This is a genomic window from Asticcacaulis sp. AC466 (assembly GCF_000495815.1).
Taxonomy (GTDB): Bacteria; Pseudomonadota; Alphaproteobacteria; order Caulobacterales; family Caulobacteraceae; genus Asticcacaulis.
In genome coordinates, this window is sequence record NZ_AWGE01000019.1 from 1 (window position 1) to 25,093 (window position 25,093).

Consider the following 25,093-nt stretch of genomic DNA (forward strand, 5'->3'; position numbering starts at 1 on the left):
TACTAAAGTAAAAGCAAATGCTTGCAAAAAACGGCTTTCCTCACGGAAGGCCGTTTTTGCGTGGCACACTGCTGGCACACTTTTGACGGCCGGTGCGCACCTGTGTTATCGTTTCCACCCTGGGTCGAACAAGGTGGGGATGCAATGCCTACGCATGAAGTTCTTGGTGGAAAAGTCCAACTCTACAGGAAGCCAAAAAGTCGCTTTTGGTGGGTGGCGTCGACCAGACTCAGAAATGCAGTTTGAAGGTAATGCCTACTCGACATTGAAGCGCCGCTCAATTTAGCGCTGAGACCTTTTGTTGAGAAAGGCTTGGCTTGCCAAGCTGATCGACTGGAAGAAGCAGGAGGCGCAATTTGGGCGCCTGTATTTAGACAGATCGAGTCGGCCAGGGTTGCGGACACGGTTGACGGTGGGATTGCATCTGCTTCAAGATGCCAAGGGCTTATCCGATGGAGCTATGTGCGCGGCATGACTTGAAAGTCTTCACTTTCAGTACTTTTGCGGCCCGACCTACTTTCAGCATAAGCTACCTCTGGATCGATCCTCCGTGACCCGCTGGCGAAAACGGGTTGGCACGGAAGGCCATTAGAAGATTCTGGCAGAAACCTTGGCGGCCGCACAGCGAGCCAAGGCTGTGGAGCCCAACACGTTTGAACGGGGGTTATCGTGCGATGTCCTTTCCGCACTGTCATTTGTTGAAAATCCTGCTGACAACCAACTGAAAGTATAGTTAATATCCAATCAAGCGGGCGGGGGCGCATAATATGAAACGACACCTATTTCTTTGGATGCTTGTATTCCTTGCATTTTTGCTTCCAGCAATTTACCTAACAAGCAAAATTTCATACATTCGTGCGGATCATCCTGTCGAAGATCACAAAAATAGTCTTGGCGCTGACTCAGTTGCACTCGAAGACGTCGATCCCATCGGAGTGTCAATTCTCGACGCCGATGTAGACGAAAATGTTTTTGTCCATGGCCTCTTGCAAGACTTCAAGGAGACATATCCCGATATATCGACTTCTGAAAACAATCCACTCTTTCAGCCAATTGTCAGTAATATAGTGGCTTCTCTATTAGAAATATCCAAATCACAAGAGGTTGGATACCATTACGGAGGCTCGCCGGGCAGTATATTCGATCCCAAGCACAGTATTCCAAATGAAGAAGCATTAAACGATAAGTTCGACGCAAAATTGAACATCGTTGATCAAAAAGGCAAGGACACATTTCTGATCGTTTTTCTCGGGTATCGTTCAACGAAAAAGATATTCGTTTTTCCATCCGCTAAAGGATGTGTCCAGGTGGGATATAGCCCGATGAGATCTGATGATAAGTATGTAAATAGGCAAAGGTTCACGCTCGACTTCCCGGAAAATCTCGATAATTTTGAGGGGATACCAACCAGAGATATAACAGTGAACAATGTTTCTATGAACTATATAGAAATGGAAAGGAGTTATGAAAATTACATGCTAATCTGCGCGTTCAAGGGTAAACCAGCTAAGGATAATTTTTCCGAATACTCTAAAACAATAACATTTTTGGACGAAAAGTTGCTCGAAGGGAAATTCAAAGGTTTTAGTCCAGTCTATAATATACACGTGACTCCGTCTCTCAGTTCCGCCAAAGATTTGACCTATAATCACAATACAACCAGCGTGAGCATTGGTGGGGCGAAGCTCTTTGACGCAGATTCAATTGCACAACCAGGAGAGTCTGTCTCATTTTCTTGGACCGACGATTGGTTGAAGCAGCTTAGGGATATTTATTTGATCATTATCGGTGGCTTGGTGTCATTGGCCCTCACTGCCTTGGCGGAGGGCTTCAGACCGTTAATAGTGAAATGGACTCAGGTGGCGTAGCGCACAACTACGTTCCTGCTGTGTGCGCTTATCTACAAATGCACATTTTGTTATACTGGCTGTACTGGACCTGTTGAGCTACAGCCTACCCGCGACAAAACAGCTTCGCCACGGCCTTGCGGGAATATGGGCGTCTGGAACGCACCCTGTATACGCTCGATTGGCTGGTTTACGCCGCCAGATACGATCGATGCACCACAGGCCCTGCGGTTGACGCAAGGATCCCCGTGCTGCGATAGCAGAGTTGGAGGGATCTGTTGATCACGTCATGAGGCCGACTTGGGTGACAGCAAATCTCATATGGGCAAACCTTTTAAGCAACGATCGCACGAATGTCCAACAACTCAGAGGCTTGGTGAGTGATCTAGACAGTGTAGGTCTCTCTTTAATTGATGCTGGGCTGGAAATATTGGACGACAACATTGGGGCGTGTGCGATGCACCTGGCGAGGGCGCTGGACGATGGTCTCAGCGAGCAAGATTCAGAGTTTTTCGATGACCTTCTTCGGTTGTTGCGGCTTATTGAAAACCGAGGCCACGGCCTTTGGTTCATCGACTGGTTTATCAAAAACGGCGACAACGAGAGGTATGCACCGCTGTATGGTGCATTTGTCGCCTTTGTACGAGGGGACCGTTTCTTGAGAGATTTGAATCCTGAAACGCGCGGCCCCGCAACACACCTTTACGATCTGCTTTCAGCACACAGGCAGACTGGCCTCGGCTGAACACACTGGTACGCAAGTCGGCCAGAGGTAACCAAACGCATGTTTTTGTAGCAAAAGCGGACAAACGGAGAACTTCCGCGACTTACAGCAGCCACACGGCCTATGATTAATTTGGCGCTCAAATTGTCTTCGTTAACTCCCGCCGAGAGAAATCTACGGCGCCGACTCTTCGGGTTCTCACCAATCAAATCCCTAAAGGCTCGGTTGAAGGCGCTGAAAGATCTGAACCCTACATCATGCGCTCTCTCGGCAATCGTCACCGCCTCAGTATGCCGCCTGACTTCGAGCGACCAATTCTGTCGGAATGGTTACGGGTGCGGAACCCAAATTTCAGATGTTTTCCGCACACGTCCTTTAAGCATTTCGGCGGACTGTTCTTGCAGTGTCGGCCTAACACACGAAAAGTTGACAACATTAGTCTAAAGATGGCACACTTTTTGGCACACCCGGAAATTTGTTATGCAGCGGAAGTAGAAATATATCAATTATATCAAATAGACGGAGTTATCACTCCCGGTAGCTCGTCAGGATCATAACCTGAAGGTCGTCAGTTCAAATCTGGCCCCCGCAACCAGTTTACCCCCCGACTTTTGCGGGGAACCGGAAACGCCATTGTCTTCAAGCAATAGACGCAGGTTTCCTTGCACTTCGATGCGCACACCGCCCCATTTATCAGGGTTCGGGTACACCGTAATCGAGTGAATCAATTCACGCATAACCGCTCCGATTTCCGGGGCGGTTTTTTTTATGTCTCCACTCAGTTCGCGCTTCAGATTGTCAAGCTGGTCGCGATACCGCTTGATGACCATCGGGTGCAGCGCCACGATGTCGACCGGGGGCGCTTCCGCCGCCAGTTCGGCCTTGGCGGCCTTCAGCTCTTCTTCGCGGGCGTTCATCTCCGCGCCCATACGGTCCTGGTTGCCTATCCCCTTGATAAGCATCTGCAGCATGCGGTCGATCTCGGCGTCCAAATCCGCGATGCGTCTTTCCAGTGTCGCGCGCCGCCGGGTTGTCTGGCGGGCAAACTCCTGGCGGGCTTCGTTATAGGCGCGCACGTACTCCTCGAGCAGCTCCGGCTGCGCCAGCTCGTCCCGCAGCGCCTCGACAACCAGGTCCTCGACCGTTTCGACATAATAGGTCTTCGGTTCGGGGCAGGGCACCCCGGCTTGATGCCGTGTGCACACAAGGCGGTTCTTGCCTGATTTGTCCTTGCCGCGCAGGGACATTCCACCGCCGCAGCCGCCACAGACCAGAAGGCCGGATAGCATTCGCGTCGGCCGGGCCTGTAGGGATTTCGCGCGGGGCTTCGATGAAGCCGCCTGCAACTTAGCCTGGACCGCATCAAAGGTTGCCTGGGCGATGATGCGAAGCTCCGGCGCATCGTTGACGACCCAGTCCTTTTCCTCATTCATTTGCGGCTGGCGAAGGCCTGTGTCCGGGTCCTTTACCCAGCGTTGGCGATTCCAGACCAGGCGGCCGACATAGAGGGGATTGCGCAGGATACCTGTGCCGCGCTTTTCCCAGCCATAGATGGTGGTGTTCTGCCACACCCCGCCGCGCGGGCCCGGTACGGCTTCGGCATTCAAGCGCTCGGCAATCTCCGCCGGCGAGCGGCCCTCCAGGAACTCGGCATAGATCCGGCGTACAATTCCGGCCTCTGTCGGCTCGATCTCGGCTCGGCCGCGCACGTCGCCCGCGAGGCTATAGCCGTAGGACTTACCGCTAGCGATCATGCCGGCGTCGATCTTGCCCTTCATCCCGCGACGAGTCTTATGGACATTGTCTTCCCGGAACAACTGGCCGACCAGGCCGCGAAGCCCAACCGTCAACGTATTGGCTATGCCTTCATGAATCGCGCGGATCTCGATGCCGGCGTGCGTGAGCCGCTTATGAATGTGCGCCAGGTCTTCCATGTCGCGCGACAGGCGATCGAGCGCCTCGACAATCACCACATCAAACTTGTGCGCGCGCGCATCGAAGAGCAACTCCTCGAGGCCGTCACGACCGAGGATAGATCCGCCAGACTTAGCGGCGTCTGCATAGGTGCGAATGACGTCCAAGCCTTCACGCACGGCATAGGAACGGCTAACAGCCTCCTGGTGCTCGATCGATTTCTCATTCTGAAGGTCAGTTGAGAAGCGCGAATAGATGACGGCGCGAAGCATTATAGTCCAGTCTTATGACCGATGGCTGCCAGATGATCCTCTAGCGCGGCCTTGCGCGCAAGAGCGCGTATTAACTTTTTCGTCGACGTGCTGATTTCCGCCCGCCGCGCGGCGCGTTCTTCAGGTGACATTTGATCGGGCGGGAGGGGCATGACTTAGCCGATCACCTTCGAATTGAGGTGCGTATGCCGCATCAGGACCGCCTTCAGCGGCTTCCAGGACTTACGGCCATTGCGTTCCCGCATGTCCTCTTCGCGGTAGCTTCGCGCCAGCTTGGTCAGCTTGGTCCAGGCCTTCAGCCGTTTGGCTTCACTGCGGTCATACCGAATCGCCATGTACAGGTCGTAGAACTCCGCACCACGGACGGCCCGGCGATTGTTGAACGCCCGACGGCACGCGTCCTGGCAAAATTCGATTGTCCGCGAGGAGGACCGCAGGGCCGCTCCGCACGTCAGGCAGGCGGCGACATAGCCGACCATCCCGGATGTACTGTCCACGGTGTTTCCTGCGCTTCCGTTTAGACGGGACGGCTTCATATCAACCAGCCGATGAGCTTCGCCACACCAAACCAGATGAGGCCGCAGACGGCGACCACGCCGATTAGGGTATAGCTGAAGGGCCACTTGCGATCGTCCATCAGTCCGCCCGCCCCAAAGCCAGCGCGCAGACGTTGCAAAGGTCCTTCGCGACCCAATGGCAGCTACGACCTGTAGCGGGATCCAGGCAGGCCTTTGTCTCGGTGCAGCCGCATCGCCGGCAGGTGCGTTCCATCTCTGGCCACAGGCCTGCGGCTGTGAGCGCATCGCGGGCGTATTGCTTGTATTCGTGCGCCTGGGCCCCATAGATGCCATGACCGCGCGCGATCATTTGCAGCGCCTCGACCAGGACCGGCGTCGCCGCCAGTTCCATGGCCAGTTTGCGGGTAGCGTCTGCCGACCGCCATGTCCTGGGCGGGATGTGACATACACGCTGACCGCCTTCGGTTTCGAGGATATTGATCTGCGGACCGAGAGCGTCCGAGTCCTTCAGGTCTCCAAGCGCATACGGTTTTGATTTGAACATCATGGCCTTGGCCTTTCAGATCGTAGATTTGCTTCGTGTTGATGATTGGCGCGCCACCACTCGATCGTGTGGCCTGGACAGTCAGGGCTGTGTCGACGGCAGATCGGGCATGGCGCGATGTGTTTGAACGACTGGAGGATCAAAACGGAATCTCATCGTCCAGGTCGAACTGGGAAGCGGGCCCGTCGGCACTGCGGCCGCGCGCATCGACGCCGCGCGAGGAGGTGCGGCCGTACTCATCGGCGCTGTCTGCCGGCGACGGCCCGCCGTTGCCGGCCTTGCCGAGGAGCGTCAAAGTGCCGTTAAACCGCTGAAGTACGACTTCCGTCGAATACTTCTCGACGCCCTGCTGGTCGGTCCACTTGCGTGTTTGCAGGCTGCCTTCGAGGTAGACCTGACTTCCCTTGCGCAGGTACTGCTCCGCAACGTGAGCCAGGTTGTCGTTGAAGATGACGACCCGATGCCACTCGGTCTTTTCCTTGCGCTCGCCTGTGGTCTTGTCCCTCCACGACTCGGACGTGGCGACGGTCATGTTGGCGATCATGTCGCCAAAGGCGGTTCGCCGGACCTCCGGATCCTTGCCCAGGTGGCCAACGAGAATAACCTTATTGACGGAGCCGGCCATTAGAGTGGTCCTACGGATAGGGCGGCTTTAATTCCGTCCGGCGTTTTTTCCTTAAGGGCAGCGCAAAGTTGAGCCTCGGAAGCCAGTGATATGCGCGCCGCCAAGCGGTCATTTACAGAACTCAGTCCTGTCCCGGTGGTAAGCGCGTGGGCGTAGACCTGCGACTGGAGTTCGTTGAACGAACCCGCCATTAGGACTTCTCCCTGCCGGTCGCGTTGGACGTTCCAAATCATCATCGCGAAATTGGCGACATCCACCGGGTCGCCTTTATGGACGTGCCGGTCCAGCGCGCCCCAAAGATAGTCTAAGGAGGCTTTCTTCCAGCCGGTGCGGTCTTTTTCCCACCGCGCAATCCGCAATTTTTCTTTCATGGCAGCGGAAAAACGATCAACGGCAATGTCGTCAGAATGCTCGTCGAGCGGCGTGCCCTCCATCCAGGTCAATTTTTCCAGGTAAGTTGTTGTGTCGCTTTCGTCGAATTGAGCAAACCGCGAGGCGTCGGCATGCATCCCGGCGATGTACTTTTTGTCGGAGTCGGAGAGTTCGACCATGATGGGGCGGCCAGGCTCAGACTTGTGCCATACGCTTCCGATTTTTACGCGCATTACGCTGCCTTTCTTTCTTTGGGTTTCCAGCCCGCGTCGATCAGCGACTGGTGGGCCTCGTGGATCTGCTCGAAGGACAGGCCTTCGCAGATGGTTGCCAGGGCAATAAACTCGCGGTCGTCGACCAGCGGGTGGGAGCCCAGAATATCGGTCCAGCCGCGATGCCAGTCCCGCACGATGACCATGGCCGGCGCGCGCTCCAAGCGCGTCAAAAGCCGCCGCATAATCGTCACGGCGTCCGCGTCATAGATCCAGCGCCAGACCTCCTCATGATTGCTGGGCAAATCCCAACAGCCCGGCGCGCCGCAATGCAGATGGATCTGAACGGGCGGATAGCTCGGTCGGCTCAAGGCCTGGATGCGCAGCGCCTCGGCCTCGGCTTCACGCGCGGCCTGTTGGGCAGCGGCTTCGTCGCGAGACACAAAGGTTCTGGCACTAGTGTTTCGTGCCACTGCCGCCGCCTCCCTGAAAGGCCGAGGGGCCGCCCGGCGCATCCTCGATCAGCTGGCCCAGGGCGTGCAGATAGACTTCGATGGCGTTTACCGTCGTGACCAGGCCGGAGACATTGTCCTTGCGGATGGCCTTGATGACGGGCTTTAGCGCTTCGCGCACCAGGCCCAGCTGTTTCGCTGTCTTGTAAGCGTGCGCGATGCCTTCCCGGATAACGGCGGCTTTGTCTTCTTCGGCGATGATGTAATCGACGATGACGCGCAGACGCTTCTGTGCTTCCGCGCTCAAGATGTCGTCGACTGGCAGGTCCTGACCGTACAGCACCGAATTTTCGGGATTGTCCACGTCGATCGAGGGCAGGCCGCCGCCTTCAGGCGGGGTGTAGCTCAAGACAGCATGCCGGCCGAGGTTGCCCATCGGGGCGGAAATGATGCCTTCTTCACGCATGATGCGCAGGAAGGACTTGGCGGTCGCCGGGCTCAGGCCCAGCGTCGTTTCGAGATTGCGTGCGGAGACGCTGGGGCGCGCCTTCACCAGGGCGACGGCGCGGTCATAGGGTTTTTGCGGCGCGTCGTCGGACATGGCTTACTCCATGTCTTGCAAGACGGCTCGACCGTGTAGTGCCTGGGTGCAGATCCAGGCAATCGTCATTTGGCCGGCGCCAAAGATCATGCCGGCGACAAACAGCATAAATGCTGCTGCGATCGCCAGCCGCACGACATAGGCCGCGCCGTCCCAGAAGGTGTCGCGATAGGCGGGAGGCGTTGTCATGCCGCCACCTCATCGACCTGCAGATCGACCTCTTCGGCATCACGCGGCGCGGGATAGAGGACGACGTGCTCGATGTGCCAATGGCCGCCGTCAGCGGTACGAAGGGATACGACGCCGCGCGGGCTAATGTCTATGCGTCCGGCAATGTAGCCTTCGAACTTGCTGCGCGAGTCCATGAACGCGAGGTGCACGTCATTGTGCTTCAGCCATTCAGGCTTCAGGTTTTCAGGCGTGATCTTGACGCCGTAAGGGATTTTCATTGGTTTGCCTTTCAGTAGGAGGTGAGATCGCGTAGGACGATTTCGTTCCAGGAAGTGCTGGTGGCGTGGTAGTTGACGCCGCGCTTGTTTCGCTGGCGGAAGAGCGGATCTATGTGATCCTCAATGTCTTGGATTAGGGCGGCTCGAGCCTCTTCATCTCCGCCGATTACTAATACCCTGAGTATGTCGTTCACCTTGGGCTAGCTCCTCTGTGGGTGGTGAAAGGGATAGGGAGAGTTGAGGGGGGGGGGGGGCGACGCGATGCGCCGCTTGACCGGAACCCCGTAGACGCGCACGTCAGGCCTAGGACCATTGAGGCAGCCAGGTGTGGTGTGGCGCTCGACGTCGTCCGTGCCGGGGTCGTCTGGGTCCTTCACGCGGCGATCCTCCGCTCCAGGTCGGCAGGCGGAAAGCTGAGCGGCCAGAGACCGAGCGACGCGGTCGTTCGATTGAGCGGTCGGAAGAAGCGCGCATCGGCGAAGACCGGCTGGCCGGACAGGAAGACCAGGAAGCAATGCGAGATAGTGAGGCTGGTCCAGGGAATGCCGAGATAGCGATCACCAAACACCAAGCCGCTCGCATCAGCGACGATGCATTCGAGCGCGAAGGCGCGGCCGCGAAGCCTGGGGTTCCAGTAATCGTATTTCTGAAACGCGCTCACGACAGACCTGCCATGACCAGTCCGACGATCAGGACCAGCGCAGCCATGCAGATCGCGCGGCTGAAGGAATCGATGAAATCGGCCATGGGGCTACTCCGCCGCATGGGCGATGGGGGGCGGCATATCGGCCAGTGCCTCAACCGACAGGGTTTCGACCAAAGAGAGGAGGCGTCGACGCAAAATGGCCGATGGAATACGCGGAAATGCCCGGGCGAGGGCGAACCCCTCGGTCGTCAGAAGGAAGCCGGCGACGGCCGTCTCGGTTTCGACGCCTTCAGCGGCGACTATCTCTTCGTCGATGCCTTCGAAGAAATAGGGCGCGGGGGCCTTAAGAACGCTGGCTATGGCGTACAGCTTCGAGCAGCTGATCCGGTTACTGCCGCGTTCGTACTTCTGGACCTGTTGGAATGTCAGCCCGATGCGCTCGGCTAAGGCTTCCTGAGACAGGCCAAGGGACTTGCGCCGCATGCGGACGCGTGCGCCGACATGGATATCGACGGGATCCGGGGCTTTTAATTCGTCTTGCAGTTTCATAACCCAACCTCCGATGTGTGGATGCTGGGTAAGAGCTAGTGCGTATTTTTATACGTGTCAACAACAATGCGTAAAAAAATACGCAAAATTGGCATGGCAAAAAACGATGCGCGCGAATCAGGCTGCGCAAAGGAAGGACCTCAGAGGGTTAATCTAGTTCGCGGTAAGGGGATCGCCTTTTTTGATTTCTTTTTTGTGGGCTTCCATTTGAGCCCTGAGATCAACGCCCGCCGGGCACAGGAATGTGGCGTATCGCAGCATAAGTGTGTACGGGCCGGCATGTTCGTAGACAGTCGGGATGCCGCACCCCAGTGGCTGCACGAATGTCTCTGCGACAAGACGGGCGGTTTCCAGCGTTATATTGGGTCCGCCAGGTGATGCTGCGCTGACCAGGAAAATATCATCCTTGTCGCTAAGGCGAAGCCAGTACTTTTTGTCAGCAACGGTGACTTTGGCGAGTGGCCCGTTAAAATCCGCAATATTTTGCGCCTTCGCAACTGTCGACGAGGTGGCCAATGCCAATGTGATGAGGAAGGCTAGACGCATATTATCTTCCCATTTTCTTCGTGGCACTTTTTGCTGTCTTGGCGCTCAAACGCGCTATCGCATCTCCGGCGAAGCTCATCTATTACAGCCTGCCGGGCGTTGGTCTGGTCGTTCTCGAGCGATGAGTTGACCGCAGCACCGACCGGGCCTGTCGCAATGGCTAGAGCCAGAAGAGCGCTCCTGGTAATGGGCTTATTGTTGTATTGCATTGCGATGTTTCGCCCTTCAACGCAGGGCGGTGTATTGAATTTGGGGTCGATTGGATTGAGATTGGCAAGCGTAGACTGGGGCGTACTTACACACCCGGTAAGCAGAGTTCCGGCAATCAGAATAAGAATTAGCGCTCGCATATTCCCCCCTATGTTGTCGTTAAGTGAGATCAATAATTGCGCGGACGACCTTTGCCGCAATCCGCACCTGGACCGTTTCATCCGTTGGATGATCATTTATCTGTATGGGCTGTTGCCACCGGGGATTGGTTGAGCGTGGCCAAAGTTGAACGGTACCGTCTGCTCCGATTTCAACCTGTTTGGCGCTGCGTTCGCGCAAGAAGCCCGCATCCCTCGTGCGTTCAACAATCACTACGTCACCGCTTTTGGGGACGTATTGGATCGCGATCGCGTCGACAACCTGTAGATAGGTCCCGTCAGGAAACACCACGTTCATGCTGTCCCCTTCCAACTTCTCGTACCATTGTTGCGTGCGAGGGTAGGACTTAACAGGAGCGCCTTCAACTTCGCCCAAAGGCACGTCACTGAAGTCAAACGCCTCAATCCATACCCCGCCACCAGTTCTGTATCTCACCGGCAATGTCCCCTGGCTATCTCCCTTTGAAAGTGGGGGGAGTTCCAGAAGGGCTTCCACGGTCGTGCCCAGCTCACGCGCTATGTTATAGATCGTGTCAGCGCCTAATCGATGCGTGCCCAGGTTTGCGGCTTGGCGCACAGACCCTTCAGACACGCCGACGCGATCCGCCAGTGCGTAGTTGGAAAGGCCTTGGGCCTGCATAATTTTCTTTAGGTAAGAAACTGGTTTCATTGCGTAAAATATAACGCATTACGCCTTTGGGCGCACCAGTATAAAAATACGCTTGAAATGCGTATTTTTATACGCAATATCTCAGTCATGAGCATACTAGCTGATTTTCTGCGTCGTTGCGACAAGGTTGCTGAAACTGCCGGTTGGGCAGAGGCAACGCTTTCCACAAAGCTGCTGGGTGGAGGCAAGCGTCTGGGCGAATTAAAGGCCGATAAGGATATCGGCATTAAGCGCTTGACTGCGGCCTTGTCCGATCTTGAGGGCCTTGAGCGTAAGTACGGCATAGAAAAATGGTGGCTCACCCCCTCCGTCACCGACCATGCCCACCGAACCGGTGACGAACCTGCGGCCTCGTCCGATCCCGCCATGGCCCTGACCGGCACGGGCGGGGCCGTATTTTCCGAAACTATCGAATCAAGCTGATCGCGCATTTTGCGGGGTCCAGGCTGGCTGTTCTCGTGACGTCAAGGCCTTTCTCCCGCAGGGCGCTCAACCGCGCAATGTCAAACACTCCGCTGGGGAACATCACATGAGTAACGCACCAGGCAGCGAGTCCGACCGGCCCTCAACGCGCGTCATCCGACGCCATGTGAGCACACCCTTCGGCTTCGATATGATCATTGAAATCGATGGCGACAGCGGGTCGCTGGTTTCTGTTGGGAACCGGACGGCCGATGACCTGTCTCGCGTGTCGAAAATTTTGATCACGCGATCCTGCCTCTATATCACGTCGATGGTTATGTCGGCGGAATGCAAGGGGCAAATTGCCGAAGACCTGCAGGCCACCTTACCTGACAACCCGCTTCTGGAATTGGAGCGGGTAATGCTAGCCGAAATTTGCTCGGTGCAAAAGCTGGCGGGCGGGACCGCCCAAAAGCTGGCCAAGGCATTCAAGGGGCGTTTGCAATGAGCCGGCGTATTTTCACCTGGACGGGCCGCGTGTGTGTCGCGGCTAACGCTGCTGAAGCCAAGGTTCTGCTCGGTGCGGAGGCTTTCACCAAAGCAACTATATACGACCTGACGGAGCCATTGCTCACTCTGATCAAGCACCAACCGGGTTCGCATGGCGCATTGGAATCCATGCGCGAGCGGAGCCGAATAGCAGAAGCCGAGGTGTCCTCGCTTACCGAGGGCTATAACAACGCAGTCGCGCGTTCCCTTCGCCTTCAGGACGAATTGAGCCAAGCCACAGCGCAGCAAGACAAGATCGTCCAGGAAATCTGCGATCTGATCAAGGCCAACGAGCGCCAGGCAGAAAGGATCGCGCTCCTCGAAGAGGACGCCGTGCGCAAAGCCGCCGAGGCCGCCGAGCTGGTGGAGATACGGGCCTTCAATGCCACACCGCTCGGCGACCTGTCTCATCTGCGTGAAGCGCCGGTTCAAATTGTCGATGACGGGGAGGAGATGGAGGCCAGCTATCGCCAGATGGCGGAGTCGATGTCGCCCTGGGCTGGCAGTATTCCTCCGGTCCAGGCGGCAACGCCTTGCGTCCCTCCGGTGAAAGTGAAGGCGAAACCAGGGCCTAAGCCGAAACCGAAATCCGAGACGGTTATTGCGGTGACATGGCCGGACACGCCAGTAATCTTGCCGACGACCCCAGTCATCGTGCCGACGACCAGTGAAACGCCGAATTCGTCACGGCGTCCCCTGAGTCCGCCGGCCGCGAGGCATGGTGAAGCCGTCATGACCATGACCGATGAATGCATGAACCCCGACGAAATCGCCAAGAGCCTCAATGCCGGGCTGAAGGCGAACGATCGGGTCAATGCCGCCCAGGTCAAGGCGATCCAGGTCGAGATGCGCGCCCATGCGAAGGCGGGTGTGTGATGGCTATGCCCAGGGAAAATGTCGGCTGGTCGCAGGAGCGCATCGCGCAGCTGAAACAGTTGTGGCCATCAGGTCTATCAAGTCAGGACATCGCCACATCGCTGAACCGCTTGCCGGGCTCGTTTCTGTCGCGCAATGCCGTCATCGGCAAGGCGACGCGTATGAAGCTCGGAGGCAAGGCGCCTGCCGCTAGCCCACAACTAGGGAAGAAGGCGGCTTCACCTACGGACGATGTCTGGGCGGTTATAGATCCGGTCCTGGTCCGTGATTGGCCCGATGATGTGCCGATCGACACCATCCGCAATCGGCTTGTCGCCGAAAATCCCGGCGTCGACGTTCCCGATGAGAACAAGATCCGCATGCGGGCGCAGCGCCTGAAGCTTAAGCGCACCAATGCGGATAAGTTTCGTCGTGAGGCTGCCGTCAAAGGACGAGCGGCCATCAAGGGCGACATGGTGGAGCAGAAGTTTTTTGAGCGGGTCGCCGCTGGAAACCTGACGTCCCATACGACGCCGGCATTGATACAGGCCAAAATGGCTTACCCGAATATTGCGGCTTCAGTCGGCATCGGGATCCTGGATTTGGAAGACGGGCGGTGCAAGTTCATTCTCGGGCGCGATCCGGCCGGCCACGAACGATATTGCGGTGGGTCCTGCGCCCGTCAACCGCGCGGCCGGTTTGCCCCTTGGTGCCTCAGGCATTCCAAGAGGTTGATCGATAGCCAAGCGACGGCAAAACGTCCGACGCCAATGCCGAATGCCGGCCGCGGCGACCTGCGCACCGTCTTTGGCGCGGGGAGATTACGCTGATGGCGAAACGCTATGCGGGACAGCCGCGTCATGATGCCGAGCCTCGAGATTGGGAAATAGCGGCCTGGAAGCGCTTCGCCACGGTCGCCCTGGACGTCGCCCTGCAGCGTACTGCGAAAATGGGCCAGCTCCTGGAGCTGGCTGAAGATGCCCGACGCCTCCGGGTCTTCGGGCCAGAAGGTCCGTCTAATTCCTGTACACGCCTGATTGAGATCGCCCGAGAAGCGGCCCGATCTTCGGTACCGAGGGCGTACCTGATAGATCTCGACCGCCTGGCGCGCGAGATCCTCATGCTGTGCGACGGTCATACGGAAGTGCGGAAGGCGGCACGCGGCATATGACTGATCCCGTCATAGAGGAACTGTTCAATCGGGCCCGCGAGGAGCCGATCGCGAACATGTGCGGCACAAAGCTGTTTCGATCCGGTCGCCAGCTGCGTGGGGAATGCCCGATTTGTCACTCCGGTGCCGGAAAGGGCAGGGGCGGCAATTTCAGCGTCGACCCCACAAAGAACATCTGGTTTTGCTTTGGCGGTTGCGGCGAAGGCGGCGACGTTATCGAGCTCGAGCACCGAATGCATTCGACGGCCGGCGAGACGCGTCTGGATGCGGCCAAGCGCTTGGTCACCGGTGATTTCCCTGGCGATCGCAGGTCCTCAAGAACGCGACCTGAAAAGGTCCAGGTCCATGTGCCGGACCAATCGCCGAACTGGAATTTCGACCACGCCCAGAGACTGTGGCGGGAGGGCCGGCCGGCCGAAGGCACGATCGTCCAGCGCTACCTGGTCAATCGGGGTATTCGGGGTCAGGTCCTGAAATCGATGCTCAAGCATCTGCGGTTTCACCCAATGGCCTATCATTCCGGTCCTCCGCGTAACCCGGTCGCGTTCCCGGCCATGCTGGGCCGTGTTTTCGCGCCTGCGGGCGCAACGGGGGGCACGCACGCCACCTATTTGATGCCGGACGGCAGCGGAAAGGCCTTGATCGCGGATGGCCCGTCAAAAGTGATGTGGGGGCCGCAAAAGCGCGATGGCGCGCCGGGTGCTGTTTGGTTGACACATCCGCACGCCGAAGGGCCGCTGATAGAGGGCGAGGGGATTGAAACCTCCGGATCTGCGGCCTGCGTGCATGGCTGGCCTTGCCGTATCGTCGCCGCGCTTTCGCTTGATCGCCTTCAGGGCGGCTGGCTAGCTGATGCTCGCGGCCGCAAAGACCCGGATTGCCCCAGACCTGATCCTGAGAAGCCGGGCTTTACCTGGCCGGAAGCGCCGGCGGCCCCTTGGGGGAAAATCATTCTCGCGGTCGACCACGACATGAAGCCCCTGCCCATAAAGGTCAGGGACACAAACGGAAAGACGGCGACCCGTTTACTGACGGCGCATGAAAGGGCGCTGATTTCTGCCACGCTAGCCAAGGCGAGCTGGCGGCGAACGACGGCCGCGCAGATCGGGGTTATGGCCCCACCTGTCGGGCAGGACTGGAATGACGTGCTGAAGGAGCGTGTTTTAAGTGAGTAAGGGCCAATTGTCGACCATGACCGAGCTGCCAACAGCTGAGGAATTGGCCGAATATGATTTCAACGATTACGGAAATGCGATGCGGCTGATCCGTCTGGCCGGTGGTCAAGTGCAGAATGGACATGTCGATACCTCGAACGTGCGGCTGCTTTATCTGAACGGCATCGGATGGGTGGCTTATCAAGGCGCCTATTGGGACCGTGAAATGGGCGAACATCACGCCTGGCGGATGGCCCAGGACGTCGGCGTCAAAATGCAGGGGCTCAAAAACGAGCTTATCAAACGTTCGGCCGGTGCGGCCTCGGATGCGCCTATCCAGAAATTCATAGACAGTTGCGGATCGCGTAGCGCCTGTTCGGCGATGCTGGCCATGGCTATCCCGCACCTGATGGTCAAGATCGAAGACTTCGACCGCGAACCCATGGTGCTTAATTGCGCCAATGGCACGGTCTGGCTCGAAAAAGACAAGACGGGCAAGATGGTGCCCAGGCTGCGCCCGCATAACCCCGCCGACCGGATCACGCGATACATCGAGGTCGACTTCGACGAAAAGGCCAGGGCCGACGTCTTTGAAAAGATTATTGCCACCGCTTTGCCCGATGCCGATAAGCGTGACTTCTTTCACAGGGCGCACGGCTACTCGGCAACGGGGCACGTCTACGAGCAGGCCTTCTTCATGTGCCAGGGCCTAGGCAATGATGGTAAATCGACCATCCTTAGCGCCATGCGTAAGACTCTAGGCGGCTATGGCGCGGCGGGGGATTCAAAGACCTTTCTGGACATAGGACAGCAGTCCTCGGCCGCCGCGTCGCCTGACCTGGCCGAGCTGGCCGGCGACATCCGCCTGGTCGTCCTGTCCGAGGCAAAGCGCGACGTGCTGCTGAATGAAGCCCTGCTGAAGCAGTGGACCGGCGGCGAGCCCGTACCGGCGCGTGCCCTGCACGGCAAGCCGTTCAAGTTCGTGGCTATTGGAAAGCTATGGTGGCAGTTCAACGGCTGGCCAAAGGCGCAGGGCAATGACGACGGTATATGGCGACGGCTTTACCCGATCGTGTTTGAGCACCAGATTGCGAAGAAAGACGTCGACCCACTTATGCCGACGAAACTGGACGCGGAAAGGCAGGGTATCCTCAACTGGATCGTGCGCGGCATCATCGCCTGGGCCGAACGCGGGTTAGACCCGCCTGAGTGCATCCTCACGGCGCGGGAACGCTATCGCAAGCAATCTTCGCCTTTCCTGGACTGGCTGGATACCCGATGCGTCTATGGCAAGGCCGCTGCCGGCGAGGTGACGTCCGCCAAAAGGTTGTTGGACGACTACAAGGAATGGGCCACGAACCAAGGCCACGAAAAGGTCATGAGCGCGACCTCGTTTGGCCGCGCCATGAGTGAGCGCCAAATCGATCCACAGAAGCGAAACGGCAACATCTATCGGTCGCCAATCCGCCTGAAGACCCCGGACGAACTCGCCTTGGACAACGCCGCCAGCGGGGGCGAACCGGACGCGTATCAGCCTACTTCGGCGTCGGCGACTTCGAAGGGTAAACTCGATTTCGAGGGCGGATCACCGTTTGACGACCCGGATGACGCCAAATGGTAGCGGGGAGAGTTCGGGGAGTGTTGGGGATAGTTGAGGGCTGCTCTGTATTGCCGGAAAGGGGAGGCGCGCCGTTTAGGGGAGGCTTGACTGTCCCCGACGCGAACAACCGTCCCCGTGTAAGGCGTTGGATTATAAGCGGTAATTCTCGGATGGGGAGAGTTGGAGGGTTAGGGCCGTAGTGTAGTCATTCAGGCGGGCGCGTGCACAGGGGCGAGCGCGCTCACGACATCATGTGTCCCTGTGTCCTGCGTCCGATTGCATACCCAAGTATTGAGGTTACCCAATGAATAAAAAAAATAGTCCAGTTGAAGAAAGTAAGAAAAGCCGCCGCAAGTTCTATGTTGCCGGCATGTCCCGCGCTTGGTTGGTGGTCGTTACCAATAATGGCAAGGAAGGGCTGGTCCTGCCACAGCTTACGCGGCAAGGGTATGAAGTCTATCGCCCCATGTGCCACGTTACCGTCACCCACAATTGGGAGAAGGTGATCAAGGCCAGACCGCTGTTCCCGAACTACCTGTTCGTCCAGAAACAAGGCGAGATGTACGAGCGTATCTCTGGCATGCTTGGCGTGGCCTGGATCTACCCGACTATGCTGCTCAACTCGGTCATTGATCGCATGAAAAGCAAAGAGCAGGACAACTTCCTTGAGATCGTGGCCAGCCTGAACCCTAAGTATGGTCAGCCTGCCGTCGGTGATCGGGTTAAGACGCTCGATGGCCTGATTGAAGTTGTGTTGACAGAGACCAGCGACATAGCCCGTGTCTCGGCTCTATCCGGTTTCATGAACGGGAACAGCCGCATGACGCTCGATATGTCCAGGCTGGCCGACGGGAAAAAATAAGCGTCACGTAAAAAAGATGGTTGACGACTCGATTTCATCTCCACATACGCAGTGTTGTGCCGCCATATAGACGGCGGTCCAGCACGGCAAGGGAAACTCCCCCTGTCGTGCGGATGCTATTCAAGACAGGATCGCTTTCGCGGTCCTTTTTTTGTTTCTATTCAATGGGTTGTGCGTCTCGATCGATTGCCGGCCACCTAGACCCCCCACCCCCCTTTGGGTCCTTCTCCCCAATCTGCCCTAATACGGTGATGCAGAGGGCATGAGTTCGTTAGTTGGACCCTTGAATTCATTTTGAACCTTATGAACCCATGCCCGATTTAATGAACTCGAAGGATTACGCCGCGAGGCGTGGCGTGGGTAAAAGCGCGGTTTCCAACTGGAAAAAGGCGGGGCTGCTTGTGTTCGTCGCGGACCCGCTCAATCCAGGCAAACAGCTGATCGACGCCGAAAAGACCGATATCCTGATCAACGGCTCAATCGACCAAACCAGAGGCCGTCCGCCCACGGCGATCGCCCAGGGCGGAACTTCGGCGGGGCAGGCCTTGCCGGAAACGCCAGAGCCCAAAAAGCCAGCTTATATATCGCCGATGGAAGCGGCTCGGCTCGAAGAAATGCAAGAGCGCGTAATGCGCCGGCAACTGGAGCGGGCCCAACTGACAGGTCAGTTGGTGGATCTAGCCGAATATTCGATGCGCATGGCCAACATGGCGCGCCTGGTTAGAGAGCGCACGATAGGCGTGATCCGCACCAATGCTGAAGCGCTCGCAGAAGAGCCTGATCCGCGCGCCATTACCGCCCTTTTGACCGACGTTTTCGACAAGATGTTTGCCCAGGTGGCAGCGGAAATAGATCAAGAGGCCGACCAGGAAGCCCAGTTCGATAGCGACTTGATCGATGTTGAAACACTAGAGGACCTGGAACTCGGTCCGGAGGAAGACGAGACCCCCTGATGAACGCGCCGGTTATGTTGAGCGGACGGCTGCAGCCCAGGCTGAAAGCCAATGCCACGAAACTCAACAAAGCTTTCGCTGCGTCGCTGAAGCCGCCACCTAAGATCAGCGTGGCTGAGTGGGCCGCCAAGTATCGGCGCTTTCCTGACGATTCGGCTTACCCAGGTGCCTGGAGGCATGAAACTGCACCCTACCTCTATGATATCATGGAGGGACTATCGACGTTTCACCCGTCGGCCGAAACCGTCATCATGAAGTGCGCCCAGTCAGGCGGGTCCGCATCGGCCGAAAACTTCATCGGCTATATCGCCGACGTCGCGCCGGGCCCGACGATGTACGTCCAGGCCACGATCACGGCCGGGAAAGATTGGCTGGCCGAAAAGCTCTGGCCCATGATCGAGTCGACGCCCAAGCTTAGTCCGCGTCGGACAGATGGTGCGGTCCTGCCAAAGCGGGAACGGAACGGCGAAGGGACGACGGCGTTGCGGATCCGGTATCGGAAGGGCAGCTGGATGCTGGTTGCTGGTGCAAATTCTGCGGCTACTCTGCGCCAGCACTCGATCCGGTTTGTGATCGAGGATGACCTCGACCAGTTTCCGAATGACCTGGACAAGCAGGGCAGTCCTGAAACCATGGTCGGTAAACGTCTGACGACCTATAAGCGCCTGGGCCTGTCGAAACGGGTCAAGATCAGTACGCCCACCAACAAAAACGCGTCTAAGATCGGGCGAGCCTATGCCAGGAGCGACAAGCGCCGCTACTACCTAGTATGCCCGCACTGTCAAAACCGGTTCGATCCGATCTGGACTGACCTACACTGGGAAGACGGCCATCCGGAAATGGCCTATTTGATCGCACCATGCTGTAGCCAGAAGGTTAGACACTCCCAAAAAGGCATCATGTCGCGCATCGATGGATGGATTGCGACAATCGAAATCGATGGGCAGTCGCCGCCGCGTGTCATGACCGAGGCCGAGTTTCAGGTTTGGCGGGCGCGTCCGATCAGCAACGCGATCGCGCGCGGCTACCACATCACGGGAATTATCACGACGTTTCAGACCTGGGCGGATCTCTGCACCGAGTTTGTAGCCGCCCTGGGTGACGTGAACAAGTTGCGCGGCTGGACGAACCTGGACATGGGCGACGAATTCGCCCTGAAGGGCGATGCGCCGCCGGTAGAGGACCTGAAGCTGCTGAAGGAGCAGGACTGGGGCCGCGACCAGGTGCCTTGGGGTGCGACCGTTTTCACCCTCGGCTGCGACGTCCAGGGCGATGGCATCTATTACGAGGCGCTCGGCTGGGGGCACGGCCTCGAAAACTGGAGCCTCGACCATGGGTTTTTGCCCGGCGCAACGGATGTACCGGGTGAGGGGGCTTGGGCCCGACTGGAAGAGTACTCCAAACGCACATTTGTCATGCCGGGCGGTAAGGCGTTCGGCTTTGACCAGATCTGCGTCGATGCTGGCTACCATACTGATGCCGCCAAGGCTTTCTGTAAGCGGTCGCCGAAGCGTCTGCCTGTTTTCGGTCGTGACGGCTGGACGCGTCCGATCCTGGGGCGAGGACAGGCGATCAGTTTCGACCGCTACAAATCGGCTAAGGGAAAGCCGAGGAAACTGCCCGGAGATGAAGCGTATCTGGTCGGTACCTATGGTGCAAAACTCAGTTTCTATGGGTTGCTGAAAACGTCGATTGCCTATGTCAAGGCGCATCTGGCAGGCGAACGACCGGAGCCGATACGCGGCCGTATGCACTTCAGCCGTGATGCGACTGATGATTATCTCGACATGCTGACGTCGGAAACCTGCGTCAGTGTCATGAAGAACGGTGAGACTTTCCGTGAATGGAAGGTCGAATCCGGCCGGGAAAACCACTGGCTGGATTGCCGGATCTACAACCGGGCCGCAGCTGAGGCGATCGGCCTTGATAGCCGATCGGAATATGATTGGCAGGTCCTTCAGGGCGAGCGGTACGCGTCGCGGCAAGAGGGCCAACTCGATCTGATCGCACTGGCCAACCAGCCAATGCCGGTGACAAAGCCGATCGATCCGCCGGCAGCTGCAGCCGAAAATCAGAAATCAAACCGGCCGTCCGACGACGACGGCTTTATCCCGAACCTGGAGGACTGGCTCTAATGCCCGCACCCGATTACGTCACCGAACTTGCGCAACTCCAGGCTGGACTGGCGAGCGGCGAAGCCACGATCCAGGGCAATAATGGCAACCGGGTTGAGTACCGGAGCGTCAAAGAAATACGCGACGCCATCACCTATTTTCAAAATCTGGCCGCCGTCGCTGCCAAAACGAGCGTTCCGTCGATCACCGTCGCGCAGTTTGTGAACGACTGATGCGTTTCGGGGATTTCATTGATCGGTGCATCGAGCCGTTTGCGCCGCTGACTGCCTTACGTAGGACACAGCAGCGCAAGGCGCTGGAGCTGGCGCGTGAATTTGCCGCTGCCGGCTCCAGCCGCCGTACAAAAGGGTGGAAGCGGACCGGCGGGGCACCGAACCGAGAGATCCGCGCAGGTTTGACCAAGTTACGAGGCGCGTCCAGCGACCTGATCCGCAACAACAAGTACGCGGCAACCATGAAAAGAAAGATTGTCGCCTGGATGATCGGCGACGGCATCACTGTTCAACTGAACCATCCGGATGCGGAGTTTCAAAAGCAGGCGCAGGACATGCTCGATGCGCACTTCAAGACCCGCCTTGATGGCTTTAGCGACATGTACGGCCTGCAAAAATTGGCTGTTCTGTCCACCTTTGAGCGTGGAGACTCGATTCTTGTATGGTCTTCACGTGGTCGGCAGCCAAATAGCCGCTGCCAGGTCTTTGAAGGGGACCTGATCGACCAAGGCAAGAATGAAGATACCGCTTCAGGCGGAAAGATCGTCATGGGGAAGGAATTTGATCGCGATGGCGACCCCGTGGCGCTCTGGCTTTTTGATGAACACCCTGGGGATGGCGGCTGGAAGGGCAAATCTAAACGCTACGATATCGCCGACATCGATCACGTCTTTGAGCAGACCTATGCCGGCCAGGCGCGCGGCGTGCCATGGCTTGGGACGGTCGCGCTCGATCTGAAGGATGAGGCGGACCTTGAAGAAACGATCGGTATCAAGAAAAAGATCGAGGCCTGCCTGGCGCTAATCTTGCGGCCAGGAGCAAATTCGACGGCAACTCCGTTCGACACCTTGGAGAAGCCAGAACGCGGCGGGCCGCCGATCGACTCGGTTCGTCCTGGGATGATTTACCGCACCGAGCCAGGCGACGAGGCGACGACTTTAGCGCCTTCATCGACTGGGGATGGCGTTGAGTTCATGAAATTCAAACTGGCCGGAATCGCCGCTGGGTTTATGCCCTACTTCATGCTGACCGGCGATATGAGCCAGTCGAGCTATATTTCACTGCGTGCGGCGCTCAATGATTTTTATAAGCAACTCGACGACTGGCAACAGAACATGTGCATTCCACAGTTCGTTGCGCCGGCGGCCGATCGCGCACTGAAGCTCTTCTGGTTGAAGACTGGTGACAAACGCTTCCTGGAACTCACAAAAAACTATGGCGTGCCGCGGCGACCAGCTCTTGATCCTATTTCCGACATCCAGGGAGAGCGTGAAGAGATTCGGACGGGTTTCAAGACCCAGACGCGCTCTCTGGCAGAGCGTGGATTGACCTTTGAACAATGGCTCGATGAGCGCGTGCGCGAGCTGAATGCGCTCGATGCCGTAGGCCTTGTCGTCGATAGCGACCCTCGCAAGGTGACCAACGCCGGCATGCTTCAGCAGCCGCAAGGCTACATCCTACCCAAGAACACCCCTCAAAACTAGGACTGGACCCATGTCTAAGACAACCAAGCCTGGCCAGCGCGACACGCGTCTGCCTGTGCAACGCCGCATGCTCGATCTAGCCCCTGCAACCTATAATCAGGAGGCCCGGACGGTCGAGTTGAACGCGGCCACCGGCTTTCGTGTCATGCGCTGGGGCTGGGATGGCTCCTATATGGAGCAACTGCAGATATCGGGCGACGCCATCGAGCTGAGCCGAGTCGACAAAGGACAGTGCCCTTTACTCGATACCCATTCGCGCTGGTCGGTGGACGACCAGCTGGGCCTGGTCACCGGATCGCGGATCGATGCAGGCGCCTTGGTCCTGACGGTTCAATTCGCGGACTCCGATAAGGGGCGTGAAATCGAAAACCGGGTGGCTGCGGGTGACCTTCGCGGCGTGAGCGTCGGATACCGCGTCCTCGAAATGACTTTGATCGGCAAGGACAACGAAGTGCCGGTTTATGAAGTGACACGCTGGGAGCTACTCGAAGTTTCCCTCGTGCCCGTCCCCGCCGACCCGGACTCAGGGGTGCGGTCGGCCGCCAATGACCTCCACCCCTGTACCATCAATGAGAGAAGGACTGCTCCAATGGACGTAGACGACACCGAAGACCTCGAAACCGAAGAAAATCGCGGTACGCCGCCCAAGCCCTCGAAGCCCGCCGGTCAACGATCGGCGCCGAAACAAGCGCTGGCTGTTGAGCCGAAGCCGGAAGAAGTGCGCATGACAACGGCGGAAAGCCATGATTTCGAAGACCAAGCGCGCGCCTTTGGTGTCGATATCGTCGCCGCACGCCAACTGGTGCTAAGCAAGACACCGGAACAGGCCCGCGCGGAATTACTCCGCCTCGCGGCAGACGCTCAGTCAGAGCGTTCGCCGAAGCCCAAACACGGGGAGGCGGGTCGTATCGGCCGCGATGCGCGTGACACCCAACGCGAGGCGGTCGAGGAAGCGCTCCTCCATCGTTTCGACCCGGTCACCAACAAGCTGACGGATAAGGGGCGGGAATATCGGGGCATGTCCTTGATCGAGATGGGCCGTGACATCATGGCCTACAACGGCCTGAAAGTGCGCGGTATGACCAAGCGTGAAGTCGCTGAGCATATGTTGTCCCGCCAACATACGACATCCGATTTTCCGATCATCCTCGGCAATATAGCCAACCGTACTCTGCGCGCCGGCTACGAAGGCTCAGCCCAGACATTCCGCATGTGGATGCGTCGCGTTACCCTATCGGACTTCAAACCGGTCACCCGCGCCCAACTCGGCGGCGCACCGTCCATGTTGTTGGTGCCCGAAGGTGGGGAGTTCAAACTCGGCACGATCGGCGAAGCCAAGGAAGTCTATGCCCTGGCGACCTACGGCCGGCGTTTTAGCATTACCCGTCAGGTCATCATCAATGACGATCTGGATGCATTCACCAGGCTTCCCGCTATGTATGGCCGAGCTGCCGCCGATTTCGAGTCTGATGCGGCCTATGCACCTCTCCTCGCCAACCCCAACATGGGCGACGGGAATGCACTATTCTCCACCGCGCACGGCAACATCGCGGCCAGCGGCGCGCAGCCTTCTGAAGCCAGCTTCCAGGAAGCGTATTTCTCCATGTCGAATCAGACCGGCCTGGAAGGGCGCCTGATTTCGGTTCAGCCCAAATATGTCCTGACCGGCATCAAAGACCAGATCTCCACCGAAAAGCTGCTGACAGGCGTAACCGCCACTACCACGTCGGGCGTGAATGTTTTCTCTCGTCGCGGATTGGAACCGGTATTCGAACCGCGTTTGAACCTCGCGGCTGGCAACGCCACGCCTTGGTTCATGGCGGCCGACTACAACCAGGTCGATACGGCGGAATATGCCTACCTCGATGGCGAGGATGGCGTGTTCCTGGATCAAAAGGAGGGCTGGGAAATCGATGGGGTCGATTTTAAGGCGCGCCTGGACTTCGGCACCAAGTTTATCGACTACCGAGGCGTTTTCAAGAACCCCGGCGTCGCCTGATCGGTCGCGTAACCTCACGGCGGCGGCATAGGGCTGCCGCCATTTTTCAAGGAAAGAGACATGGCTAAAAATGAAATCTCGGCCGGCCATCGCATTGATTGCGTTGCACCGTCCGGGGGCGTCGTTTCGGGGTTAATGTATAAGATCGGTTCGCTGATCGGCATTGCCCTGACCACTGCCGCTGTTGGCGATATTTTCACCCTACATCGGTCGGGCGAGCATGACGTCAAAGCTGAAGGCTCAGCGTCCGGCCAGGCCTGGGCTGTCGGCGATACCCTCTACTGGGATGATACCGCCAAGCAGGTGACGAAGACGGCATCGTCGAACACCAAATGCGGCATTGCTACGTCCGCCAAGTCCACCACTCTGACCACGGGCCGAATGGTCCTGGTTACGTCCATTTAAGGA

At 57.8% G+C, this 25,093-nt stretch carries 30 protein-coding genes and 2 pseudogenes; 19 read left to right on the forward strand and 13 right to left on the reverse strand.

What is annotated here, in order from left to right; genetic code table 11:
• The 5 genes and pseudogenes from AEAC466_RS45035 to AEAC466_RS39285 all read left to right on the forward strand — a co-directional run.
• On the forward strand, positions 1 to 286 hold a 286-nt coding region (locus AEAC466_RS45035; protein ID WP_235074334.1), incomplete at its 5' end, for a hypothetical protein.
• A gap of 204 nt (positions 287 to 490) precedes the next feature.
• A pseudogene (locus tag AEAC466_RS45245) lies at positions 491 to 592 on the forward strand (hypothetical protein); the annotation flags it as partial.
• Between the two features lie 175 nt (positions 593 to 767).
• Positions 768 to 1,868: a hypothetical protein gene (locus tag AEAC466_RS39280; RefSeq protein WP_023459424.1), complete on the forward strand. Its 1,101-nt coding sequence runs from the start codon at positions 768 to 770 to the stop codon at positions 1,866 to 1,868.
• 83 nt (positions 1,869 to 1,951) lie between these two features.
• A pseudogene (locus AEAC466_RS45250) lies at positions 1,952 to 2,071 on the forward strand (Tn3 family transposase); the annotation flags it as partial.
• A 152-nt stretch (positions 2,072 to 2,223) separates the two neighbouring features.
• A complete protein-coding gene (locus AEAC466_RS39285; protein ID WP_155913789.1) occupies positions 2,224 to 2,592 on the forward strand; it encodes a hypothetical protein in 369 nt (122 codons plus the stop codon).
• Positions 2,593 to 3,122: 530 nt separating this feature from the next.
• Here the strand turns inward: AEAC466_RS39285 and AEAC466_RS39290 are convergent.
• The 13 genes from AEAC466_RS39290 to AEAC466_RS39355 form a co-directional block, all read right to left on the reverse strand.
• The gene (locus AEAC466_RS39290; RefSeq protein ID WP_023459426.1) at positions 3,123 to 4,757 is read right to left on the reverse strand and encodes a recombinase family protein; all 1,635 of its coding nucleotides are present in this window, start codon (positions 4,755 to 4,757) and stop codon (positions 3,123 to 3,125) included.
• Positions 4,758 to 4,912: 155 nt separating this feature from the next.
• A complete protein-coding gene (locus AEAC466_RS39295) occupies positions 4,913 to 5,254 on the reverse strand; it encodes a hypothetical protein (RefSeq protein WP_200863984.1) in 342 nt (113 codons plus the stop codon).
• Positions 5,255 to 5,393: 139 nt separating this feature from the next.
• Positions 5,394 to 5,822, reverse strand: a complete 429-nt coding sequence (locus AEAC466_RS39300; RefSeq protein WP_023459429.1) for a hypothetical protein — start codon at positions 5,820 to 5,822, stop codon at positions 5,394 to 5,396.
• A 136-nt stretch (positions 5,823 to 5,958) separates the two neighbouring features.
• Complete coding sequence (gene ssb, locus AEAC466_RS39305; protein WP_023459430.1) at positions 5,959 to 6,444, reverse strand: single-stranded DNA-binding protein; 486 nt, start codon at positions 6,442 to 6,444, stop codon at positions 5,959 to 5,961.
• Positions 6,444 to 7,049: a hypothetical protein gene (locus AEAC466_RS44915; RefSeq protein ID WP_023459431.1), complete on the reverse strand. Its 606-nt coding sequence runs from the start codon at positions 7,047 to 7,049 to the stop codon at positions 6,444 to 6,446. The genes ssb and AEAC466_RS44915 overlap by 1 nt, the downstream gene beginning before the upstream one ends.
• Positions 7,049 to 7,471 (reverse strand): hypothetical protein, encoded by a 423-nt coding sequence (locus AEAC466_RS39310; protein WP_023459432.1) that lies wholly within the window; start codon positions 7,469 to 7,471, stop codon positions 7,049 to 7,051. Before AEAC466_RS39310 ends, AEAC466_RS44915 begins: the two co-directional genes overlap by 1 nt.
• A 13-nt stretch (positions 7,472 to 7,484) precedes the next feature.
• Complete coding sequence (locus tag AEAC466_RS39315; protein WP_023459433.1) at positions 7,485 to 8,081, reverse strand: hypothetical protein; 597 nt, start codon at positions 8,079 to 8,081, stop codon at positions 7,485 to 7,487.
• Positions 8,082 to 8,084: 3 nt separating this feature from the next.
• Complete coding sequence (locus AEAC466_RS39320) at positions 8,085 to 8,270, reverse strand: hypothetical protein (protein ID WP_023459434.1); 186 nt, start codon at positions 8,268 to 8,270, stop codon at positions 8,085 to 8,087.
• On the reverse strand, positions 8,267 to 8,530 hold the full coding sequence (locus tag AEAC466_RS39325) for a hypothetical protein (protein ID WP_023459435.1): 264 nt from the start codon (positions 8,528 to 8,530) through the stop codon (positions 8,267 to 8,269). The genes AEAC466_RS39320 and AEAC466_RS39325 overlap by 4 nt, the downstream gene beginning before the upstream one ends.
• A 373-nt stretch (positions 8,531 to 8,903) precedes the next feature.
• A complete protein-coding gene (locus AEAC466_RS39335) occupies positions 8,904 to 9,191 on the reverse strand; it encodes a hypothetical protein (protein WP_023459437.1) in 288 nt (95 codons plus the stop codon).
• 90 nt (positions 9,192 to 9,281) lie between these two features.
• Positions 9,282 to 9,725 carry a helix-turn-helix domain-containing protein gene (locus tag AEAC466_RS39340; protein WP_023459439.1) on the reverse strand — a complete coding sequence of 148 codons (444 nt, stop codon included), beginning with the start codon at positions 9,723 to 9,725 and terminating at the stop codon, positions 9,282 to 9,284.
• A gap of 153 nt (positions 9,726 to 9,878) precedes the next feature.
• Entirely contained in the window at positions 9,879 to 10,271 is a 393-nt protein-coding gene (locus AEAC466_RS39345) for a hypothetical protein (protein ID WP_023459440.1), read from the reverse strand.
• A gap of 369 nt (positions 10,272 to 10,640) precedes the next feature.
• Entirely contained in the window at positions 10,641 to 11,309 is a 669-nt protein-coding gene (locus tag AEAC466_RS39355; RefSeq protein WP_081714698.1) for an XRE family transcriptional regulator, read from the reverse strand.
• Positions 11,310 to 11,396: 87 nt separating this feature from the next.
• Between AEAC466_RS39355 and AEAC466_RS39360 the strand changes: the two genes are divergently transcribed.
• The 14 genes from AEAC466_RS39360 to AEAC466_RS39425 all read left to right on the forward strand — a co-directional run bounded on the left by AEAC466_RS39360 (position 11,397) and on the right by AEAC466_RS39425 (position 25,090).
• The gene (locus AEAC466_RS39360) at positions 11,397 to 11,732 is read left to right on the forward strand and encodes a hypothetical protein (protein ID WP_155913791.1); all 336 of its coding nucleotides are present in this window, start codon (positions 11,397 to 11,399) and stop codon (positions 11,730 to 11,732) included.
• A 106-nt stretch (positions 11,733 to 11,838) separates the two neighbouring features.
• On the forward strand, positions 11,839 to 12,219 hold the full coding sequence (locus AEAC466_RS39365; RefSeq protein WP_023459444.1) for a hypothetical protein: 381 nt from the start codon (positions 11,839 to 11,841) through the stop codon (positions 12,217 to 12,219).
• The gene (locus tag AEAC466_RS44790; RefSeq protein ID WP_023459445.1) at positions 12,216 to 13,136 is read left to right on the forward strand and encodes a hypothetical protein; all 921 of its coding nucleotides are present in this window, start codon (positions 12,216 to 12,218) and stop codon (positions 13,134 to 13,136) included. The genes AEAC466_RS39365 and AEAC466_RS44790 overlap by 4 nt, the downstream gene beginning before the upstream one ends.
• Positions 13,136 to 13,945, forward strand: coding sequence for a GcrA family cell cycle regulator (locus AEAC466_RS43910; protein ID WP_023459446.1), 810 nt, complete (start codon positions 13,136 to 13,138; stop codon positions 13,943 to 13,945). Before AEAC466_RS44790 ends, AEAC466_RS43910 begins: the two co-directional genes overlap by 1 nt.
• A complete protein-coding gene (locus AEAC466_RS39380; protein WP_023459447.1) occupies positions 13,945 to 14,286 on the forward strand; it encodes a hypothetical protein in 342 nt (113 codons plus the stop codon). Before AEAC466_RS43910 ends, AEAC466_RS39380 begins: the two co-directional genes overlap by 1 nt.
• Positions 14,283 to 15,461 carry a DUF7146 domain-containing protein gene (locus tag AEAC466_RS39385; RefSeq protein WP_023459448.1) on the forward strand — a complete coding sequence of 393 codons (1,179 nt, stop codon included), beginning with the start codon at positions 14,283 to 14,285 and terminating at the stop codon, positions 15,459 to 15,461. The genes AEAC466_RS39380 and AEAC466_RS39385 overlap by 4 nt, the downstream gene beginning before the upstream one ends.
• Positions 15,462 to 15,477: 16 nt before the next feature.
• Positions 15,478 to 17,061 carry a DNA primase family protein gene (locus AEAC466_RS39390; RefSeq protein ID WP_023459449.1) on the forward strand — a complete coding sequence of 528 codons (1,584 nt, stop codon included), beginning with the start codon at positions 15,478 to 15,480 and terminating at the stop codon, positions 17,059 to 17,061.
• Between the two features lie 283 nt (positions 17,062 to 17,344).
• Entirely contained in the window at positions 17,345 to 17,902 is a 558-nt protein-coding gene (locus tag AEAC466_RS39395; RefSeq protein WP_023459450.1) for a transcription termination/antitermination NusG family protein, read from the forward strand.
• Positions 17,903 to 18,213: 311 nt separating this feature from the next.
• Positions 18,214 to 18,855: a hypothetical protein gene (locus AEAC466_RS39400; RefSeq protein ID WP_031239277.1), complete on the forward strand. Its 642-nt coding sequence runs from the start codon at positions 18,214 to 18,216 to the stop codon at positions 18,853 to 18,855.
• Entirely contained in the window at positions 18,855 to 20,990 is a 2,136-nt protein-coding gene (locus AEAC466_RS39405) for a phage terminase large subunit family protein (protein WP_023459452.1), read from the forward strand. The genes AEAC466_RS39400 and AEAC466_RS39405 overlap by 1 nt, the downstream gene beginning before the upstream one ends.
• Positions 20,990 to 21,202, forward strand: a complete 213-nt coding sequence (locus AEAC466_RS39410; protein WP_023459453.1) for a phage head-tail joining protein — start codon at positions 20,990 to 20,992, stop codon at positions 21,200 to 21,202. The genes AEAC466_RS39405 and AEAC466_RS39410 overlap by 1 nt, the downstream gene beginning before the upstream one ends.
• Entirely contained in the window at positions 21,202 to 22,686 is a 1,485-nt protein-coding gene (locus AEAC466_RS39415) for a phage portal protein (RefSeq protein ID WP_023459454.1), read from the forward strand. The genes AEAC466_RS39410 and AEAC466_RS39415 overlap by 1 nt, the downstream gene beginning before the upstream one ends.
• A gap of 10 nt (positions 22,687 to 22,696) precedes the next feature.
• Positions 22,697 to 24,685, forward strand: a complete 1,989-nt coding sequence (locus AEAC466_RS39420; RefSeq protein ID WP_023459455.1) for a prohead protease/major capsid protein fusion protein — start codon at positions 22,697 to 22,699, stop codon at positions 24,683 to 24,685.
• A gap of 60 nt (positions 24,686 to 24,745) precedes the next feature.
• Complete coding sequence (locus AEAC466_RS39425; RefSeq protein WP_023459456.1) at positions 24,746 to 25,090, forward strand: DUF2190 family protein; 345 nt, start codon at positions 24,746 to 24,748, stop codon at positions 25,088 to 25,090.
• The last annotated feature ends 3 nt before the right edge of the window (positions 25,091 to 25,093 follow it).

Excerpts from the sequence above, each read along its gene's own strand:
- AEAC466_RS39280 (WP_023459424.1), top strand. The coding sequence starts at position 768 with ATGAAACGACACCTATTTCTTTGGATGCTTGTATTCCTTGCATTTTTG.
- AEAC466_RS39290 (WP_023459426.1), bottom strand. The coding sequence starts at position 4,757 with ATGCTTCGCGCCGTCATCTATTCGCGCTTCTCAACTGACCTTCAGAAT.
- AEAC466_RS39300 (WP_023459429.1), bottom strand. The coding sequence starts at position 5,822 with ATGATGTTCAAATCAAAACCGTATGCGCTTGGAGACCTGAAGGACTCG.
- ssb (WP_023459430.1), bottom strand. The coding sequence starts at position 6,444 with ATGGCCGGCTCCGTCAATAAGGTTATTCTCGTTGGCCACCTGGGCAAG.
- AEAC466_RS44915 (WP_023459431.1), bottom strand. The coding sequence starts at position 7,049 with ATGCGCGTAAAAATCGGAAGCGTATGGCACAAGTCTGAGCCTGGCCGC.
- AEAC466_RS39315 (WP_023459433.1), bottom strand. The coding sequence starts at position 8,081 with ATGTCCGACGACGCGCCGCAAAAACCCTATGACCGCGCCGTCGCCCTG.
- AEAC466_RS39320 (WP_023459434.1), bottom strand. The coding sequence starts at position 8,270 with ATGACAACGCCTCCCGCCTATCGCGACACCTTCTGGGACGGCGCGGCC.
- AEAC466_RS39325 (WP_023459435.1), bottom strand. The coding sequence starts at position 8,530 with ATGAAAATCCCTTACGGCGTCAAGATCACGCCTGAAAACCTGAAGCCT.
- AEAC466_RS39340 (WP_023459439.1), bottom strand. The coding sequence starts at position 9,725 with ATGAAACTGCAAGACGAATTAAAAGCCCCGGATCCCGTCGATATCCAT.
- AEAC466_RS39345 (WP_023459440.1), bottom strand. The coding sequence starts at position 10,271 with ATGCGTCTAGCCTTCCTCATCACATTGGCATTGGCCACCTCGTCGACA.
- AEAC466_RS39355 (WP_081714698.1), bottom strand. The coding sequence starts at position 11,309 with ATGAAACCAGTTTCTTACCTAAAGAAAATTATGCAGGCCCAAGGCCTT.
- AEAC466_RS39360 (WP_155913791.1), top strand. The coding sequence starts at position 11,397 with ATGAGCATACTAGCTGATTTTCTGCGTCGTTGCGACAAGGTTGCTGAA.
- AEAC466_RS39365 (WP_023459444.1), top strand. The coding sequence starts at position 11,839 with ATGAGTAACGCACCAGGCAGCGAGTCCGACCGGCCCTCAACGCGCGTC.
- AEAC466_RS44790 (WP_023459445.1), top strand. The coding sequence starts at position 12,216 with ATGAGCCGGCGTATTTTCACCTGGACGGGCCGCGTGTGTGTCGCGGCT.
- AEAC466_RS43910 (WP_023459446.1), top strand. The coding sequence starts at position 13,136 with ATGGCTATGCCCAGGGAAAATGTCGGCTGGTCGCAGGAGCGCATCGCG.
- AEAC466_RS39380 (WP_023459447.1), top strand. The coding sequence starts at position 13,945 with ATGGCGAAACGCTATGCGGGACAGCCGCGTCATGATGCCGAGCCTCGA.
- AEAC466_RS39385 (WP_023459448.1), top strand. The coding sequence starts at position 14,283 with ATGACTGATCCCGTCATAGAGGAACTGTTCAATCGGGCCCGCGAGGAG.
- AEAC466_RS39390 (WP_023459449.1), top strand. The coding sequence starts at position 15,478 with ATGACCGAGCTGCCAACAGCTGAGGAATTGGCCGAATATGATTTCAAC.
- AEAC466_RS39395 (WP_023459450.1), top strand. The coding sequence starts at position 17,345 with ATGAATAAAAAAAATAGTCCAGTTGAAGAAAGTAAGAAAAGCCGCCGC.
- AEAC466_RS39400 (WP_031239277.1), top strand. The coding sequence starts at position 18,214 with ATGCCCGATTTAATGAACTCGAAGGATTACGCCGCGAGGCGTGGCGTG.
- AEAC466_RS39405 (WP_023459452.1), top strand. The coding sequence starts at position 18,855 with ATGAACGCGCCGGTTATGTTGAGCGGACGGCTGCAGCCCAGGCTGAAA.
- AEAC466_RS39410 (WP_023459453.1), top strand. The coding sequence starts at position 20,990 with ATGCCCGCACCCGATTACGTCACCGAACTTGCGCAACTCCAGGCTGGA.
- AEAC466_RS39415 (WP_023459454.1), top strand. The coding sequence starts at position 21,202 with ATGCGTTTCGGGGATTTCATTGATCGGTGCATCGAGCCGTTTGCGCCG.
- AEAC466_RS39420 (WP_023459455.1), top strand. The coding sequence starts at position 22,697 with ATGTCTAAGACAACCAAGCCTGGCCAGCGCGACACGCGTCTGCCTGTG.
- AEAC466_RS39425 (WP_023459456.1), top strand. The coding sequence starts at position 24,746 with ATGGCTAAAAATGAAATCTCGGCCGGCCATCGCATTGATTGCGTTGCA.